Source organism: Nonomuraea sp. ZG12 (genome assembly GCF_052068115.1).
Lineage (GTDB): Bacteria > Actinomycetota > Actinomycetes > Streptosporangiales > Streptosporangiaceae > Nonomuraea.
In genome coordinates this window covers 114253-129160 of the sequence record NZ_JBQHCW010000026.1, presented here as the reverse complement: position 1 = coordinate 129160, position 14908 = coordinate 114253, and the positions used below count along the sequence as shown (strand labels likewise).

The window sequence follows — 14908 nt, the reverse complement described above, 5'->3', positions numbered from 1 at the left end:
CTGGAGGAGTTCGTCGTGTTCTGGCGCGAGCACGGCGAAGTCCTCATCCAGCAGGAGGGCTACCACGAAGCCGCCTGCCAGATCATCCTCATGGCCTTCCTGCACCGGCTGGTCAACGGCGGCGGCCACCTCGACCGCGAGTACGCCGCAGGCACCAAACGCCTGGACGTGCTGATCCGCTGGCCCTACACCGGCCCGGACGGTGAGCGCCTGATGCAACGCGAAGCGATGGAGCTGAAGGTCTGGCGGGCCGGCCGGGACGACCCGCTGCCCGACGGTCTCGCCCAGCTCGACGGGTATCTCGACCGACTCAGCCTCACCACCGGCGTGCTGGTGGTCTTCGACCGGCGGCCCGAAGCCCCACCTTGGAAGGAACGAGGCGGCTTCGAGCAGACGACCACACCGTCCGGCCGCCAGATCACCGTTCTCCGTGCATAGCGTCTGGTTTCCTAAGGGCCTCGCTTCGCGAGGGCTGTCGAGCATGTGGATGCTCTCGCCCTTTGCGATCACGACGCACAAAGGTTCGATCACAGCCGATCGGGCCTCCTGATGCGCCAGCACGAAGGAGTGACCGAGCCACTGCTGCGTGCGTCCAGCGTCAAGCTCCTGGACGTGCACCGACTTCGTCTGGTCGAAGCCGCCGCACCGTCCCTGACCCCCGATGACCGGGTGGCCATGAATCGGGCTTGGGCGCAGGCGGTTCGGGCGAACCCGAGCCTCTTCGACGGGCCGGTGGTGGCGTGCGCGAGGCTGGAGCAGGAGGGGCCGGACGGTCTGGTCCTCTCCTGGGCGAGGACGACCTACCGGCAGTACGTCCTGCGTAAGATCCCGAGCGCCACCTCGTGGCTGCCGTCCCTGTACGTCACCGTCCTGCAGCCGGCCGACGACGGGCGACTGCTGATAGGGCGGATGTCGTCGGCAACGGCGTCCCCAGGACGTTGGCAGTTGCCCGGCGGGTGTGTCGAACCGCCGGCTGACGACGAGCCGCTCGACGTGGCCGCGCTGCATCGGCATGCCGCCCGGGAGCTGGCCGAGGAGACCGGTCTCGACACGCCGCCCGGCGAGCTGACCCCGTGGCTGGTCACGCGCGGTACGAAGGGGAGCGTCGGTGTGCTGTTCCGCGCCCCCAGCCGGCCCGCGTCGCTGCTGCGCGAGCGGTTCGCGGCGCTGGTGGCGGCGGAGACGGCGCTGGGGCGTGACCCGGAGCTGGAGCGCATCGCCTTCATTCGCTCCCCGGCCGAGCTGGCGGGCCTCGGCGGTGACCGGGTCGACTATCTGGAGCCGGTCGTCCGGCGGTACGGGAGCCGGGTCAGTCTATGCTGGACACCAGGCCCACCCGGTAGGCCAGGATGACCGCCTGCACACGGTCGCGTAGTTCGAGTTTCGTCAGGATCCGGGACACGTAGGTCTTCACGGTCTCGGCGGTGATGAACAACGCAGCGGCGATCTCCGCGTTCGACAGGCCGGCGGCGATCTGTTCGAGCACCTCCAGCTCGCGCGGGGTCAGCGCGCGTACGATCTCCTCCCTGGCCTGCAGGGTGGCCGGGCGGAGGCGTTCGGCGTGGTGGCCGATGAGGGTGCGGGTGACGGCGGGGGCGAGGAGGGACTCGCCGCGGGCGATGGTCCGGACGCCCTTGATCAGCTCGGCCGGGGGCGCGTCCTTGAGCAGGAAGCCGCTGGCTCCGGCCTTGAGCGCTTCGTAGACGTACGCGTCGACGTTGAAGGTGGTGACGACCAGGATCTTCGCCGGGGTGGCGGTGCCGGGGCCGGCCAGCTGCCGGGTGGCTTCGATGCCGTCGACGATGGGCATCCGGATGTCCATCACGATGACGTCCGGGCGCAGGCGCCGGGCGATTTCGACCGCCGCGCGGCCGTCCGCGGCCTCTCCGACGACGTCCATGTCGGGCTGGGAGGAGAAAATAGTGATATATCCGGCGCGTACCAGCTCCTGGTCCTCGCAGATGAGCACGCGGATGGACGCGTCTGTCATGAGTCGCTCCTGGACGGGATGGTGGCGCGGACGCTGAAGCCGCCTTCGGGCCGGGGCGCGGCCTGGAGGTCGCCGTCGAGCATGCGCAGTCGTGCGCGCAGCCCGTTCAGGCCGCGTCCGCTCGACGGCAGATCGGCCGGGGCGTCGCCGTCGGTGGTCACCTCGATGTCGAGGCGATCGTCGTGGTGGCGGACCGTGACCGTGGTGGGCTGTCCCGTCGCGTGTTTGATCGCGTTGGTGAGCGCCTCCTGGACCACCCGGTACGCGGCCAGCTCCACGTCGACGGACCGCTGTCGTTGGTCGCCGTGCTCGGTGAGCTCGACGGGCTGACCCGACACCCGGGCCTGTTCGACCAGGTCGCCGATCTTGCCCAGGGCGGGCGTACGGTCCGCGACCGCGGAGTCGCCGGTCGCCTCCAGCACGTCGAGCAGGTGCCGTAGCTCCGTCAGCGCCCGCCGGCCCGTGTCGCTGATGGCGGCGAGCCCGTCGCCGGCCCGGTCCGGCGCGCTGCCGACCAGGAACTGCGCCGCGTCCGCCTGGATCACCATCGCGGTCACATGATGCGTGACCACGTCGTGCAACTCACGGGCGATCCGGGCCCGCTCGGCGGCCGTGGCGACGCTCGCGCTCAGCCGACGGCGCTCGGCCTCTTCGGCGCGCCACCGGCGCATCCCGGCACCGGCCATCCAGATCACCCCCAAGATGAGATAGAACGCGAGGAAGTCCTGGACCCGGTTCGGCGACCCCAGGTTGTGCAGGACGATCACCATGACGACATAGGCCCCGGTCGACACCGCCGCGAGGCCGCGCCGGAACCTGACCTGATGGGCGCCGACGGCGTACAGGGCCAGATAGAGCCCGATGCTGCCGAACGTCTGCGGATAGCCCAGCGCCTGATGAGCCATGAAGGCGGCGCCGATGATCGCGAGGCAGGCGGCGGGCCACCGGCCGGCGATCGCCAGCGGGACGGTCTGCGCCAGGATCAGCGCCACGGCCGGCGCGTCCAGCGGACGCACCGGCAGATCGGCGACCTGCGCTCCGATGGTCGACAGCGTCGGTACGAACGCCAGCAGCGTGAGCACCGCCGCGAGCGCGCCGTCTCGCCACCAGCTTGGCCGGGCCACGTCCACGATCACCGGGCCCAGCCTAGCGGCGCGCCGGCATGAGGCCACCGCGGCGGTGGGCGAGGACGAGCATCGGGACGGCGAGCAGCACGCTCAAGAGGACGGGCACGATCGACGCCTCAAGCCCGAACCCGCCGCCGGACAGCAGCGCCGGGCCGGTGACCTCGGTGGTCAGCAGCCCCGGTGAGACGTGGCCGGAGACCGGGATGCCGAGCAGCCCCTCGGTGGTGTTCCAGGCGAAGTGCAGTCCCACCACGAACCAGATGCTGCGCCGCCAGAGGTACGCGGCCCCGAGCAGGACGCCCGCTTCGATGGCGATGGCCAGGGAGGTCCACAGCGTGGCTCCCGGATTGCCCAGGTGCAGGGCGCCGAACAGCAACGCGGTGCAGGCCAGGGCCACCCGGCTGCCCCACAGCCGTTCCAGGGCCTGCAACGCCAGGCCACGGAACAGCAGCTCCTCGGTGACCGCCGCGCCGATGGACACCGCGGCCATCGTGAGCACGACCGACAGTCCGTTCCCGGACCAGGAGAAGGAGTAACCGCCGAGGACCGCGATCGCCAGCGCGGACACGAGCACGAACCCCAGCCCGATCCCGGCCCCGAGCAGCGCTTCCCGCCTGGCCCCGGCTCTGGCGATCTCCGGCATCGGCCGCCCCGCGACGAAGCGCATGACCGCCCAGTAGACGGCGAACGCGGCGGCCGCGCCCACGACGATGACCACCGGGGGACCGCTCGCGGTCAGGGACGACACCACGCCGACACCGACCAGCCCGATCAGCATCCAGACGAGCGGGAACCGGGCGATTCTGCGCATCCGGCCGTCGCGTGGCGGTGCGTCCTGTGGGGTGGGTGTGGTGCTCACGGTGACCTCCATCGGCGTCGGCCGCCGCGGTCGGCGACCCACCGAGAACGCTATGAGCTCGCCCCGGGCCGCCGAATCACCAGCGGGTGGGCGATCCGGGTAGCTCTCATGGGGGACCTCTGTGCAGACGGTCAGCACCATGCCGGATAGCGGTCAGCCGGGGCTGGAGCGGCCGTGACGCCAGTAGCCGATGAACGCGATGTCCGACTTGGGCACCCCGCGGTCGGTCACCAGATGCCGCCGCACGCCGGTGGGCAGCTTGGCCTCGCCGGCGGCCCAGGTGTAGAACGGCCCCGATGGCAGGGTCGCGTTCCTGACCGCCTCAAGGGCGAGCATCCCGGGCACCGGCCGGGCGCCGTCCCGGGCGATCCAGTGGATCCGGACCCCTTCCGGGCGGATGACGTTCTCCCGGATGTCCGCGCTTTCGGGCACTTCCAGGAAGACCTCCGCCACCAGCGACGCGGGGGCGTGCTCCAGGATGGAGAGGATCGCCGGCAGGGCGCTCTCGTCGCCGACCAGCAGTTGCCAGGCGGCATGCTCCGGGGGCAGGTACGCGATGCCCTCGTCGAAGATGCCGGCCTGGTCGCCGGGCTTGGCCCGTGCCGCCCAGGCCGAGGCGGGACCGGTGTCGCCGTGCATCGCGACCTCGATCTCCAGCTCGCACTCCTCGGGCCGGAACCGGCGGACGGTGAAGCTGCGCACCCATGGCCGTCGCGTCTTCGGCAGGAGCAGCAGCTGCGCGAGCCACACGTCGTTCGACACGGTCGGCATCCGCAGCTCCGGCTGCCCTTCGCGGGCGAAGAACAGGCGGACCATCTGGTCGTGGCCCGAGTTCTCCAGATGCTTCAGCTCGGGTCCGCCGAAGGTGAGGCGGGTGAAGCCGGGACTGACGCGGGTGTTGTCGAGAACCTCCAGGTTGATCATCCGCCGTGTGCCCGGCCGGCGCACCTTGAACATCGTCAGGCTCCTTCGGCGGCCTAATACAGGCCGTGCTGGTAGTCGTGCTCGAGCATGGAGCCGAGTTGGGTCAGGTGGGAGCCGAGGGCGGCGGCCATCTTGCCGGCGCTCTCGGCCACCATCAGGTTGCCGATGTCGCCGCCCGCCGCGCAGGCCTCGGCGAGATGACGCTGGTCGCCGTCCCACAGCTTGCCGCGGATGACCGCCTTGCCACACTGCGAGTAGACCTCCCGTACGCGTACGACCGTGGCGAGCAGGGCCGGTTTGCCCTCGGCGCCGAGCATGTCCAGCAACTCCGGATCGTCGGTGACGAACGCGTCCCCGTTGACCCGTATGACCTCGCGTACGCCCGGCACGAAGAAGACCAGGCCCACGGCCGGGTTGCGGGTGATGTTCGTGAAGGAGTCGGCGATCTTGTTGCCCGGACGGTCGGGAACGGCCAGTGTCCATGGGTCCAGCACCCGCACCGACCCGGGCGGGTCGCCCCTGGGGCTGTTGTCCAGTTGCCCGTTCTCGTCGGCGGTGGAGACGCAGAAGAACGTGCTGTGCGCGATGAACCTCATCGCGAACTCGCCGATCGCGGCCTCCTTCTTGGCCGCGATGAACGGCATCGGGTGGCCGATGACCTCACGTACACGCGCGAGGTCGATGGGCCGATAGCGGTCGGCCGCCGTCTCGATGCTCATGAAATCTCCTCCGAGGCCTACAGGTCGAGCACGAGCCGGGAGCTCAGGGCCCGGGAAACGCAGATGTACATGCGGTCGCCGGTGGCGCGATCCTGGTCGGACAGGATGTCGTCCCGGTGGTCGGGCTCGCCGTCGAGCACGCGGGTCTCGCAGGTGCCGCACACGCCCTCCCGGCACGAGCCGGCCACCGGCAGGCCCTCGTCCTGGAGCGCCCCGAGGATGCTGCGGCCGGGCGGCACGGTGACGGTGCGATCGGAACGGGCGCACACCACCTCCACCGGGCTGTCCTCCCGGGCCGGCTTGGGGCGCGGCCTGAACCGCTCCAGGTTCAGGGCGCCGGGCCGCCAGTGCGCGGCGGCGGCCTCGACGGCCGTGAGCAGGCCTTCCGGGCCGCACGCGTAGATGTCGGTGGCCTCGCGCGGCCTGTCCAGCCACTCATTCAGCGGTATCCGGCCCACCTCGTCCTCCGGATACAGGTGGACCTGCTCCGGGTAGCGCCGGAGCTCGTCGAGGAAGGCCATGGACGAGGCGCGGCGGCCGCCGTACACGAGTTGCCAGGCCGCACCCCGGTCGGCGGCCTCGCGCACCATCGGCAGGATCGGTGTGATGCCGATCCCACCCGCGATGAACAGGTACGACTCCGCAGGTGTGAACCCGAAGTTGTCCCGTGGGCCGCGCAGCCGCACCGGCTGCCCCGGGCGCAGGAACGTGTGCACGTACTCCGAGCCGCCGCGGCTGATCCGCTCGCGCAGGACGGTGACGCGGTAGGAGGAGCGGTCCTCCGGCGAGCCGCACAGGGAGTAGTGCCGCGCGATGCCGGTGGGCAGGATGAGCTCGACGTGGGCGCCGGGCCGCCAGGGCGGCAGGTCCTGCCCGTCTGCGGCGATGAGCTCGACGGACACCACTCCGGCGGCCTCCCAGCGGAGCTGGCGAACCACCATCGTGAGCTCCGCCTGTTGGACGGCGAGCATGATCCCCCCGAATGTTAACAGCGTTATCAAAGGCGAGCATCACGGTAGTGTTAACATCGTTAACGTGTCAACCGGGACCGAAGGAAAAAAGGCCAGAAAAGGTCCGCCACGGCCGGACGAGGTCGCGCGCGCAGCGCTCGCGCTGGTCGACGCCGGCGGCCTGGACTCGCTGACCATGCGCCGGCTGGCCACGAGCCTGGGTGTGCAGCTTCCGACGATCTACCGGCTGTTCGACGGCAAGCAGGCGCTGCTGGATGAGATGTCGGAGATGATCCTCACCGAGGTGCTCGACCATGTCCGTCCCGGCGGCGCGGACTGGGCCGACCGCATCGCGGGCTTCGCACGGGTGCTGCGGGAGAAGTTGCTGGCCCAGCGCGACGGGGCCCGCATCGTCGGCGGCAACTACGCGGCGAAGCAGCCCACGCTGGCGCTCGCCGACATGTGGCTGACGGTGATGGCGGAGGCGGGCTTCGCCGAGAAGACGGCGATGTGGAGCGGCACCACGGTCTTCTGCTACGTCCTGGGCGAGGTGCTCGAACAGCAGGGCGCGGCCGGCGACGAGTACGAAACGCTCAGCGCCGCCATGGACGTCGGACGCTACCCCGGTCTCACGACCGGCTCCCTCGAGGGATTCCTCGACTTCGACGCCCGCTTCGAATTCGGCCTGCGCGTCCTGCTGGCCGGCCTGAAAGCGGAATGCCGCCCCATGGCATGAAGTGTCCGGATACGGTGCAGATACCGTGAAACTATCGATCAAGGTGTGGTGTCACCGCTCGGCAGGGCGTCACACTGCGGGGCATGGCACTGGGCGACGCGAGGGCCCCTCGCTGGTGGAGGGTGCCCGCGCTCATGGCGTTCCTCGGCTGGCTGTTCCTGGGCGCCGCCTACTACTTCTACATCCCGATTTTTCACACCATCTGGCTGTTCGCCTGGCTGTTGATCGGCCTCGGGTGGCTGTCGGCCGGTGTGTGGACGTTCACCGCCGTGATCTCGTACGTGTCGATCGGGGCGTACGTCCGGGCCTGCGTGACGTTGACGCTCGCGGTGACCGTCGGGGCGGTGTTATGGACCACCGACTGGCCCATCACCAGCGTGAAGAGCATGCTCTGGCTACGCGGCGAGGCGTTCGCCGAGGTCGCCTCCGCCTACGAGAGGGGCCGGCCCCTCGTGGTGCCCGCGTGGATGAGGTCCCTGACCGTCGGCGGTGAGATACAGGCCCAGGAGAACGGACTGTACTTTCCGGTCTTCGTCGATCAGTGGCGCGCGGAAACCGGCGCCGGCTTCGCCTACATACCGGGCCTGGCGCACCCTCACCAGCTGTTCCGAACGGCGGCGGGCGACCTCGGCGCCCCTGCCCATGATCTCGGCGACGGCTGGTGGTGGGTGGAGTGAGTCAGTACCCGCTTCGAGCCGGGCGATCGTTACATCAGGCGGCGAACTCGTCCCGGTTGGCGGTGACGAAGTCGGTGAAGGATCGGGCCGGCCGGCCGGTGACGTCCGGAACCGTGGTGGTCACCCGGTCCTCCGACCCGCGCCGGATGTCCTCGTCGAGTCCGGCGAGCATGGCGGCGTACGCCGGCGGCAGGCCGATGGCGACGAACGCCTCGGCCATCGTGGCGGTGTCCACCGGCCGGTGCCGTACGGACCGGCCGGTGACCGAGGCGATGACGGTGGCGGTGTCGGCGTAGCTGAGCGCCTCGGGGCCGGTGATCAGGTGGTCGGCGTTGTGCGGCACCGTGTCGAGCAGTGCTCGCACGGCCACCGCGGCGATGTCGGCCGCGTCCACGAACCCCACGCGCCCTGCCCCGGTCGCGGTGACGATCTCACCACGGGTGCGGATGCCGTGCGCGACGGGATGCTCACCGAGGAAGTTCTGCATGAACCACGACGGCCTGAGGATCGCCCATTCCGGCACCGTCGACCGCACCACCCGGGGCAGCATCCCGATGCCGGGCGCGTCCTCGGGCAGCGCGGACGAGCTCAGCAGGACCACCCGCCGCACCCCGGCGTGGACGGCGCCGGCCAGGAAGGCTTCGACCAGCGGCGCCGGCTCGACGGCGCTGCCCGGGGCGATGAGGTAGATCCGGTCCACGTCGGCCACGGCCGTGCGGTAGGTGTCCGGCTCGTCCCAGTCGAACCGGACGTGGTCACCGGTGACCGGTTTCCTGGTGGCGATCCGTACGGCGGCGTCCTGCTCGCGCAGCATGGCGGCGACCCGGCTGCCGGTGGTGCCGGTGCCGCCGATGACCAGCACGTTCATGCGGTCCGCCCGTCGGCGAAGGCGGCCGTCAGCTCGTCCGGTCCGCCCATCGCCTCGGCGGCGGCCAGGGGGTTCCAGTAGTCGCGGTAGTGCGCGATCTCGCCGTCGCGTGCCGTGACGACCGCGACGTAGCGCATACGGTACGGCCGGCCGGTGCTCACCACCACGCCCGCCGCCTCGAACTCGGCGACGACGACGTCCGGGTCGGCCGTCTCGTGCACGGTCTGCTCGGCAATCGCCTGGACGTCCAGCAGGTCCGGATAGCCGCGCAGGTACTCCTCGACGGCGGCCCGGCCGTCCAGCCGCGCCGGGTAGTTCGGCGGGGCGAACGGGAACTCGAAGGCGCCATCGACGGCCCAGAGCCCGGCGTAGCCGGCCATGTCCTTGGCCAGCAGGAGCCGGAGCGATTCGGCGAACAGTTCGCGTGCGGTACGACGTGGTGCGGTCATGGTGCGACTCCTGATCAGGGGAAGGGGTGGCACCTTGACTATAGGACAGGACGGGACCGTATCGTCCACTTGATATGCTCGCGGTCATGACCGAACGCACCCGCCGTACCCCCACCGGGGCCGCGATCCTCCAGCCGAAGATCACCTCAGCGATCATCGAAGCCGTGCTGGACGAGCTGGCCGAGCACGGCTACGCCCGGCTGTCGATGGAGGCGGTGGCCAGGCGGGCGGGCGTGGGCAAGAGCGCCCTCTACCGCCGCTGGCCGGCCAAGCAGGACATGGTGATGGCGGTGCTGGCGGAGTTCAGCGTGCCGCTGGCCGAGATGCCGGACACCGGATCGTTGCGCGGTGATCTGGTCGCGGCCCTGCACGCCATCCACGGCTGGCTGACCCACCCGCGCTTCTCGCTGATCCTGCCCGACCTGACCGTCGAGGCCGCACGCAACCCGGCCCTGGCGGAGGCCGTACAGGCTGCCATCGGCGACCCCCGGCGAGCTCTCGGCGCGGACGTCCTGCACCGCGCGGTCGAGCGCGGCGAGCTACCCGCCGGCCTGAACCTTGACCTCGCCCTCGACCTGATAGCCGCACCGCTCTACTGGCGTCTGCACGTCCGGCTGGTCCCCATCGAGCCCGGCTACCTCGACGACCTCGCCGAACACCTCATGCGCGCCCTCGCCGCCCAGGTCTGAGCGGCTCAGCGGCGACGGCTGCGGACGAGCTCGTTCCGGCGCCAGACCAGGGGGCGGAGCTCGGCGGCTTCGGCGGGGACGGGCCCTTCGGCGAGCACCTCCCTGCGGGAGACCGTGGCGTCGGACACCCGCCGGTGATAGTCGCGGAATGTCTGCACCTCGCCGTCACCGCGGCAGAGCTCCCACTTCGGCCCGGCCAGCTCGGTGTACGACATGCCCTCGTGCGCGTAGTCCGCCATCGTGGCCACGCTCAGGGCCCAGGAGCGGAGCAACGAGGCAGAGCCACGCAGGTTGAGCAGCCCGCCGAACTGTTCCACCTCGGCTGCGCGGACATCCTCGACCGGATGCCACTGCTGCCACCAGGTCCTGTCGGCCCGTCGGTCGCGGTACTCGCCGACCGCCCCGGCCAGTCCCCACGTCTGCCACCGGACGGTTCCGGACATGGCCCCGGGTACGGCGAGGCGCCGGCTGAGCTGCCGGGCGGTGCGCGCCGGCAGGTACGTCAGCTCGGCGGGGACGAGGGCGATGGGGCTGCCCTGCTCGGCGTCGAACGGGTTGGGGTCGATGAACCGCCGATCGATGATCACCACGGTGTCGGGCCGCCGCTGGAAGGAGAGCCCCCACAGCAGGCGGCTGAGCAGGACCGCGCCATGCGGATCGGAGAGGACGTGCCAGGTCCCGTGGTAGTGGTTCGTGGAGAACCGGGCGCGGGTGCCGGGCCGCAACGTGATCACCGTGTAGTCCCGGCCATCGGCCCGCAGCTGTCGCCGGTGCAACTTGAGCCGCTCACCGACCTCACGCGCGCCGCCCGGCCTGAGCCGCTTACCCTCCGGCACGATCCGCCCTCGACATGGGACCTCCTGTAAGTCAGGTCCTCACATCTACCAAGCCACCAAAGCGGGACACAACGGGATTTCGCCAGAGGCTGGCGAGGCTGAGCGCCGCCTTCGCCGGCGTGCGCATCACGACAGCCCCCAGGCGATCCCGGTGGGCTCGATCCAGTCTCACTGAGCAAGCGAGCTGAAGAACTCCGTCAGTACGGGCGCGAGCGCCTCCGGTGCCACGTCGTGGGTCTGGCCGTCGAGAGTCCGGTGCTCCGCCGTGGGCAGCGCGTCGGCGGTGGCCTTCGCGGCCTGCTGAAGCCCGTGCGGGCTGGCCCCACCGGCGAGGATCAGCGCCGGAACGGTGATCGCCGATGCCAGGTGCGGTGCGTCGGTGAGGATCTCGTCGTCGTAGGCGAGCGTCGGCGCGATGGCCTCCAGCGTGGCCCAGCCCGGCTGGGACCTGATGCCGGCGATGACCTGCTCGGGAATGCCGACATGAGTCATGAACAGGGCCACGGCGTCCCCCCGTCGCCCGGCGTCGAGCAGTTCGTGGAGTCGTTCGGTGTACGCCTCGGTCCGCGATCCGGCGTCGGCCAGGAACGGCGGCTCGTACAGTGCCAGCCCGGTGATCCCGGGATCCGCCGCCGCGGTCGCCAGGGCGAGGGCCGCGCCGGAGGAGATGCCGTAGACGTACGCCTCCCCGCCCGCCCGCGCGATGAGGGCCTGCAGGTCCTCGACCTCACGGGCGACCGCGTACGGCCTGGTGTCGGAGCTCTCACCCCGGCCGCGCCGGTCGTAGAGGTGAACGGTGAAGGCGTCCCGCAGGAGCGCGGCGAGTGGCCGCATCGGTCCTGCGGCGCGGTGGCACATCGCCCCGTCGACCAGGATGAGCGGCGGTCCGTCGCCGGTGCGCTCGTAGGCGATCGTGGTGCCGTCGGCTGAGGTCACTGTCGGCATCAGGTGCTCCCTTGTCCCTGTAGGCCCGCCAGGTAGGCGTCAAAGTGGTCGAGGCTGGTCGCGAAGCCCGCCCCGGCCTCGGCGCTGAGGTACGCGGCCGGCACGTTGGTCTGATGGGTGACCACCTCGGTCCGCCCGTCGCGCAGGTCGGTGAAGGTGATCGCGGTCCGCATGCCGCCTTCGACGCCGGGCTCTATCCACACCAGCCGCTCCGGGCGACGCACCTGACGTAGACGGCTTTCATGGTGTACGTGCTGCCGTCGGCGTCGTTGACCATCGTGGTCTCGAAGACGCCGCCCGGCCGCAGGTCGATGGTGATGCCGCCGACCGGTGTGGTGGTCCCGGCCGGTCCCCAGAAGTGGGTGAGGTGCTCGGGCGTCGTCATGCAGTCGAAGAGCAGCTCGGGGGAGGCACGATGCACCCGCCGGTAGGTCAGCTCACCGATCTCGGTCATGCCGTCGTCTCCTCGGCGCATGGTTCCCCGGTGCGCAGGGCGGCCAGGTGCTCGTCGAGCCGGTCGTGGCGCTCGGCCCAGACCTGCCGGTGACGGGCGATCCACCCGGCGGCCTCGTCGAGGCGCTCGGTGTCCAGCAGGCACGGCCGTGACTGCGCGGTACGCGTACGGGAGATCAGGTGGGCCCGCTCCAGCACCTGCACATGCTTGGAGATCGCCTGCTGGGTGATCGAGAAAGGCTCGGCGAGCTGGTTGACCGTCGCGTCACCGTGCGCCAACCGCTCCAGGATCGCCCGCCTGGTGGGGTCGGCCAACGCCGAGAACACCAGGCTCAATTCATCTTCGATGACTGTCACACCTCCGACCATACGTACAACCACCCGTTTGCACAACCATCTGGTTGTACGTGCGTGTCCGAGCGCGCGGGGGTACGGTGCCAGCAGGTCGTCCTGGAGGTGGTAGGTGACGCGAAGGAGCCCGGTGGGCGCCGAGCAGCGGCGGCGCTGGTCACCCGGGAGCATGATGGCCCGGCTCGACGACGAGACGCAGACGCGGCTGCTCCGGCTGGGCGAGTGCCGCTACCAGGACCCCGGCGAGGTGCTGATCAGCCAGGGCGATCCGGCGGCCGACACGGTCTACCTGCTGCAGGAGACGCGGGGCGGGCTGTGCGCCAAGGTCACGGCCGATCTGGACAACGGGGTCGAGGCGCTGCTGGGCATCATGGTCAGCGGGGACCTCATCGGCGAGATGGCCGTGCTGCGCGAGGTGCCCAGGTCGGCGACGGTGACCCTGTGCTCGCGGACGCTCGTTCACCGGATTCCGTCGGCGGCCTTCCTCACGCTGGCGCGCAGCGTCCCATCGCTCTCCTCGGCGCTGGCCAAGACGCTCGCCGACCGGCTCGACTGGGCCGACCGCCGCCGCCTGGACATGATCGGTTACGACGTGCCGGTACGCGTGGCCCGGGTGCTCCTTGACCTGGCGGGCCGGCACGGGCGACCCGTCTCCGAGGGCACGGACGTGGGCGTTCCCCTGGCCCAGCACGAGCTGGGGCGGCTCGTCGGGGCCGGGGAGGCCGCGGTCAGCAAGGCGATGCGTGAGCTGAAGGAGGAGGGCCTGATCAGGACGAGCTACCGCAGGGTGATCCTGATCGACCCCGAGCGCCTGGGCGCCTACGGGTCCTGACACCCGCAGACGCCCGGGGAAGCGGCGTAAGGCGGCGCCCCCGGCCAAGGGCAGTGGCGTCAGCCTGCGGTGGCCTCAGCCTGCCGCCGCGCCCAGGGCGATGGCGCCGATCGTGTTCACCACCATCAGGCAGGTCCACGGGATCGACCGGGCGATCCGGCGGTGCTTGCGCGCCGCGATCTCACCGAGCAGCCGGACCGTCGCCCACGCCTCCTCGGCCTGCTGGGCCGGGTTGCCGTGACCGGCGTTGCGTGAGGGACGGTTGACGATGCTGAACCTGCTCGGCCGGTCGGTCGGCCGGAGGTCGGGGCGCAGCGCCTGGACCAGGTGGTAGCCGGAGGCCACGAAGCTGACGGCGAAGGCCGCGAGCAGCACCAGGCCGACCAGGCCGATCCAGTCGCCGCCGCGCAGGATCGCGAACACCGGGCCCATCTGGGCGGCGAGCATCGAGGCCCCGCCCGCCTGGACCACGATGAGGACCCCGGCCTTCGTGTCGGCGTGCTGGACGTAGCTCTGGCACACGGTCGCGGCGGCGAGCGCGCTGACCACTTCTTCATGTCCCGCGTCTGGCGCATTGATCTTCATGTCTCCATGAAAAGCCGCCATACCGATTTCATCTGTGTCGTATTACATGCTCGCTGGGCGGATCGACATTAGGTGCCGTGAATCGCCTAGTTGTAGGGAATCTTGGCGGTGGTACCGTCCCATACTGGTCGACCGGGTGCCCTTACCGATGGACCGGAACCTCAATGAGGAGGATCGAAAAGAAAATGCACGAAGGCACATATGCCCGCAGGCTACTTATCTCTAGCGATACAGCCGGATATGGCTCTGGAACGGACAAAAGGCACGAGGCGTTTCAGGCGGGCTTCGTGGCGGCGCACGAACGCGCCGCCGTGGCCGCCGGCCGGGACCGGGGGCGGTGGGACGTCCATCCCGAAGGGGACGGTGAGCTGGCGGTGCTGCCGCCGACCGAGTCGGAGCCGGCGGTCGTCGACGACTACGTCCGCGCCCTGGCCGAGGCGCTGCGGCGGCGTAACAACGGGCTCGCCGTCGAGGACCGGCTGAGGCTCCGGGTCGCGGTGCATTTCGGCGTGGCCTATCCCGCGGCCAACGGATTCGCTGGCCAGGCCGTCGTAGAGGTAAGCCGGCTGATCGCATGGCAGCCGCTCAAGCGCGTCCTTCATGACAACGAGAATGCGAATCTGGTTCTAATACTCTCCGGCCGAGTGTTCTCCGAGACGGTACGCCAGGGCCACACCTCCTATGCGGTCGACGCGTTCACTCCCGTACGAGTGCGCGAGAAGGAGTTCGACGGGGAGGCGTGGATCTGGTCACCAGATATCGACGTACGGAAACTGTCGTACTTAACGGAACCGGCACAGCCTCGCGGCGACAAGCCTGCCGGAACCTCCGTCGTCCAGACGGCTGAAGTGATCACCAACAACTCCGGCCCGGTGGACGCCCGTGGGGCCGTCTTCGGCGTCTCGCGTGGCTGAGCGG

General features: G+C 70.3%; 19 protein-coding genes and 1 pseudogene. 7 read left to right on the top strand and 13 right to left on the bottom strand.

Translation table 11 applies throughout. The annotated features are described in order from the left end of the window. Together ACTMTF_RS41080 and ACTMTF_RS41075 are read left to right on the top strand one after the other, a co-directional pair. On the top strand, nucleotides 1–438 hold a 438-nt coding region (locus ACTMTF_RS41080), incomplete at its 5' end, for a hypothetical protein (RefSeq protein ID WP_441115524.1). Nucleotides 439–567: 129 nt separating this feature from the next. Then, the gene (locus ACTMTF_RS41075) at nucleotides 568–1353 is read left to right on the top strand and encodes an NUDIX hydrolase (RefSeq protein ID WP_441115523.1); all 786 of its coding nucleotides are present in this window, start codon (nucleotides 568–570) and stop codon (nucleotides 1351–1353) included. On the opposite strand, the gene ACTMTF_RS41070 is transcribed toward ACTMTF_RS41075, so the two are convergent. The 6 genes from ACTMTF_RS41070 to ACTMTF_RS41045 all read right to left on the bottom strand — a co-directional run bounded on the left by ACTMTF_RS41070 (nucleotide 1310) and on the right by ACTMTF_RS41045 (nucleotide 6590). Further along, nucleotides 1310–1990 carry a response regulator gene (locus ACTMTF_RS41070; protein ID WP_441115522.1) on the bottom strand — a complete coding sequence of 227 codons (681 nt, stop codon included), beginning with the start codon at nucleotides 1988–1990 and terminating at the stop codon, nucleotides 1310–1312. The genes ACTMTF_RS41075 and ACTMTF_RS41070 overlap by 44 nt on opposite strands. Continuing rightward, nucleotides 1987–3126: a sensor histidine kinase gene (locus ACTMTF_RS41065; RefSeq protein WP_441115521.1), complete on the bottom strand. Its 1140-nt coding sequence runs from the start codon at nucleotides 3124–3126 to the stop codon at nucleotides 1987–1989. The genes ACTMTF_RS41070 and ACTMTF_RS41065 overlap by 4 nt, the downstream gene beginning before the upstream one ends. Before the next feature lie 10 nt (nucleotides 3127–3136). Continuing rightward, nucleotides 3137–3976: a lysostaphin resistance A-like protein gene (locus ACTMTF_RS41060; RefSeq protein ID WP_441115520.1), complete on the bottom strand. Its 840-nt coding sequence runs from the start codon at nucleotides 3974–3976 to the stop codon at nucleotides 3137–3139. Between the two features lie 153 nt (nucleotides 3977–4129). After that, on the bottom strand, nucleotides 4130–4933 hold the full coding sequence (locus ACTMTF_RS41055) for a siderophore-interacting protein (RefSeq protein ID WP_441115519.1): 804 nt from the start codon (nucleotides 4931–4933) through the stop codon (nucleotides 4130–4132). A 20-nt stretch (nucleotides 4934–4953) separates the two neighbouring features. Next, nucleotides 4954–5619, bottom strand: coding sequence for an MSMEG_1061 family FMN-dependent PPOX-type flavoprotein (locus ACTMTF_RS41050; protein WP_441115518.1), 666 nt, complete (start codon nucleotides 5617–5619; stop codon nucleotides 4954–4956). A gap of 17 nt (nucleotides 5620–5636) precedes the next feature. Next, on the bottom strand, nucleotides 5637–6590 hold the full coding sequence (locus ACTMTF_RS41045; protein ID WP_441115517.1) for a PDR/VanB family oxidoreductase: 954 nt from the start codon (nucleotides 6588–6590) through the stop codon (nucleotides 5637–5639). Nucleotides 6591–6654: 64 nt separating this feature from the next. Here ACTMTF_RS41045 and ACTMTF_RS41040 point away from each other — a divergent pair, with 64 nt between their 5' ends. Then, entirely contained in the window at nucleotides 6655–7305 is a 651-nt protein-coding gene (locus ACTMTF_RS41040) for a TetR/AcrR family transcriptional regulator C-terminal domain-containing protein (protein WP_441115516.1), read from the top strand. 83 nt (nucleotides 7306–7388) lie between these two features. After that, nucleotides 7389–7982, top strand: a complete 594-nt coding sequence (locus tag ACTMTF_RS41035) for a hypothetical protein (RefSeq protein ID WP_441115515.1) — start codon at nucleotides 7389–7391, stop codon at nucleotides 7980–7982. Nucleotides 7983–8016: 34 nt separating this feature from the next. On the opposite strand, the gene ACTMTF_RS41030 is transcribed toward ACTMTF_RS41035, so the two are convergent. Both ACTMTF_RS41030 and ACTMTF_RS41025 read right to left on the bottom strand, forming a co-directional pair. Next, nucleotides 8017–8850: an NAD(P)H-binding protein gene (locus ACTMTF_RS41030; RefSeq protein WP_441115514.1), complete on the bottom strand. Its 834-nt coding sequence runs from the start codon at nucleotides 8848–8850 to the stop codon at nucleotides 8017–8019. Then, nucleotides 8847–9299 carry a nuclear transport factor 2 family protein gene (locus ACTMTF_RS41025; RefSeq protein WP_441115513.1) on the bottom strand — a complete coding sequence of 151 codons (453 nt, stop codon included), beginning with the start codon at nucleotides 9297–9299 and terminating at the stop codon, nucleotides 8847–8849. Before ACTMTF_RS41025 ends, ACTMTF_RS41030 begins: the two co-directional genes overlap by 4 nt. A gap of 86 nt (nucleotides 9300–9385) precedes the next feature. On the opposite strand from ACTMTF_RS41025, the gene ACTMTF_RS41020 reads away from it, so the two are divergent. Then, on the top strand, nucleotides 9386–9988 hold the full coding sequence (locus ACTMTF_RS41020; protein WP_441115512.1) for a TetR/AcrR family transcriptional regulator: 603 nt from the start codon (nucleotides 9386–9388) through the stop codon (nucleotides 9986–9988). Between the two features lie 5 nt (nucleotides 9989–9993). Here ACTMTF_RS41020 and ACTMTF_RS41015 read toward each other — a convergent pair whose 3' ends face one another. The 4 genes and pseudogenes from ACTMTF_RS41015 to ACTMTF_RS41000 form a co-directional block, all read right to left on the bottom strand. After that, entirely contained in the window at nucleotides 9994–10824 is an 831-nt protein-coding gene (locus ACTMTF_RS41015) for a hypothetical protein (RefSeq protein WP_441115511.1), read from the bottom strand. 168 nt (nucleotides 10825–10992) lie between these two features. Beyond that, nucleotides 10993–11769 (bottom strand): alpha/beta fold hydrolase, encoded by a 777-nt coding sequence (locus ACTMTF_RS41010; RefSeq protein ID WP_441115510.1) that lies wholly within the window; start codon nucleotides 11767–11769, stop codon nucleotides 10993–10995. Next, nucleotides 11769–12154: pseudogene (locus tag ACTMTF_RS41005) on the bottom strand (SRPBCC family protein). Before ACTMTF_RS41005 ends, ACTMTF_RS41010 begins: the two are co-directional and overlap by 1 nt. Nucleotides 12155–12219: 65 nt before the next feature. Then, nucleotides 12220–12579 (bottom strand): ArsR/SmtB family transcription factor, encoded by a 360-nt coding sequence (locus ACTMTF_RS41000; protein WP_441115509.1) that lies wholly within the window; start codon nucleotides 12577–12579, stop codon nucleotides 12220–12222. A 106-nt stretch (nucleotides 12580–12685) separates the two neighbouring features. On the opposite strand from ACTMTF_RS41000, the gene ACTMTF_RS40995 reads away from it, so the two are divergent. Next, entirely contained in the window at nucleotides 12686–13405 is a 720-nt protein-coding gene (locus tag ACTMTF_RS40995) for a Crp/Fnr family transcriptional regulator (protein ID WP_441115508.1), read from the top strand. A gap of 75 nt (nucleotides 13406–13480) precedes the next feature. On the opposite strand, the gene ACTMTF_RS40990 is transcribed toward ACTMTF_RS40995, so the two are convergent. Beyond that, nucleotides 13481–13990, bottom strand: a complete 510-nt coding sequence (locus ACTMTF_RS40990) for a hypothetical protein (RefSeq protein WP_441115507.1) — start codon at nucleotides 13988–13990, stop codon at nucleotides 13481–13483. 287 nt (nucleotides 13991–14277) lie between these two features. Between ACTMTF_RS40990 and ACTMTF_RS40985 the strand changes: the two genes are divergently transcribed. Continuing rightward, on the top strand, nucleotides 14278–14904 hold the full coding sequence (locus ACTMTF_RS40985) for a hypothetical protein (protein ID WP_397013672.1): 627 nt from the start codon (nucleotides 14278–14280) through the stop codon (nucleotides 14902–14904). Nucleotides 14905–14908: the final 4 nt, after the last annotated feature.

Coding starts and splice junctions, on each gene's coding strand:
- ACTMTF_RS41070 (WP_441115522.1), bottom strand. CDS start 1,990: ATGACAGACGCGTCCATCCGCGTGCTCATCTGCGAGGACCAGGAGCTG.
- ACTMTF_RS41055 (WP_441115519.1), bottom strand. CDS start 4,933: ATGTTCAAGGTGCGCCGGCCGGGCACACGGCGGATGATCAACCTGGAG.
- ACTMTF_RS41050 (WP_441115518.1), bottom strand. CDS start 5,619: ATGAGCATCGAGACGGCGGCCGACCGCTATCGGCCCATCGACCTCGCG.
- ACTMTF_RS41045 (WP_441115517.1), bottom strand. CDS start 6,590: ATGCTCGCCGTCCAACAGGCGGAGCTCACGATGGTGGTTCGCCAGCTC.
- ACTMTF_RS41035 (WP_441115515.1), top strand. CDS start 7,389: ATGGCACTGGGCGACGCGAGGGCCCCTCGCTGGTGGAGGGTGCCCGCG.
- ACTMTF_RS41030 (WP_441115514.1), bottom strand. CDS start 8,850: ATGAACGTGCTGGTCATCGGCGGCACCGGCACCACCGGCAGCCGGGTC.
- ACTMTF_RS41025 (WP_441115513.1), bottom strand. CDS start 9,299: ATGACCGCACCACGTCGTACCGCACGCGAACTGTTCGCCGAATCGCTC.
- ACTMTF_RS41020 (WP_441115512.1), top strand. CDS start 9,386: ATGACCGAACGCACCCGCCGTACCCCCACCGGGGCCGCGATCCTCCAG.
- ACTMTF_RS41010 (WP_441115510.1), bottom strand. CDS start 11,769: ATGCCGACAGTGACCTCAGCCGACGGCACCACGATCGCCTACGAGCGC.
- ACTMTF_RS40990 (WP_441115507.1), bottom strand. CDS start 13,990: ATGAAGATCAATGCGCCAGACGCGGGACATGAAGAAGTGGTCAGCGCG.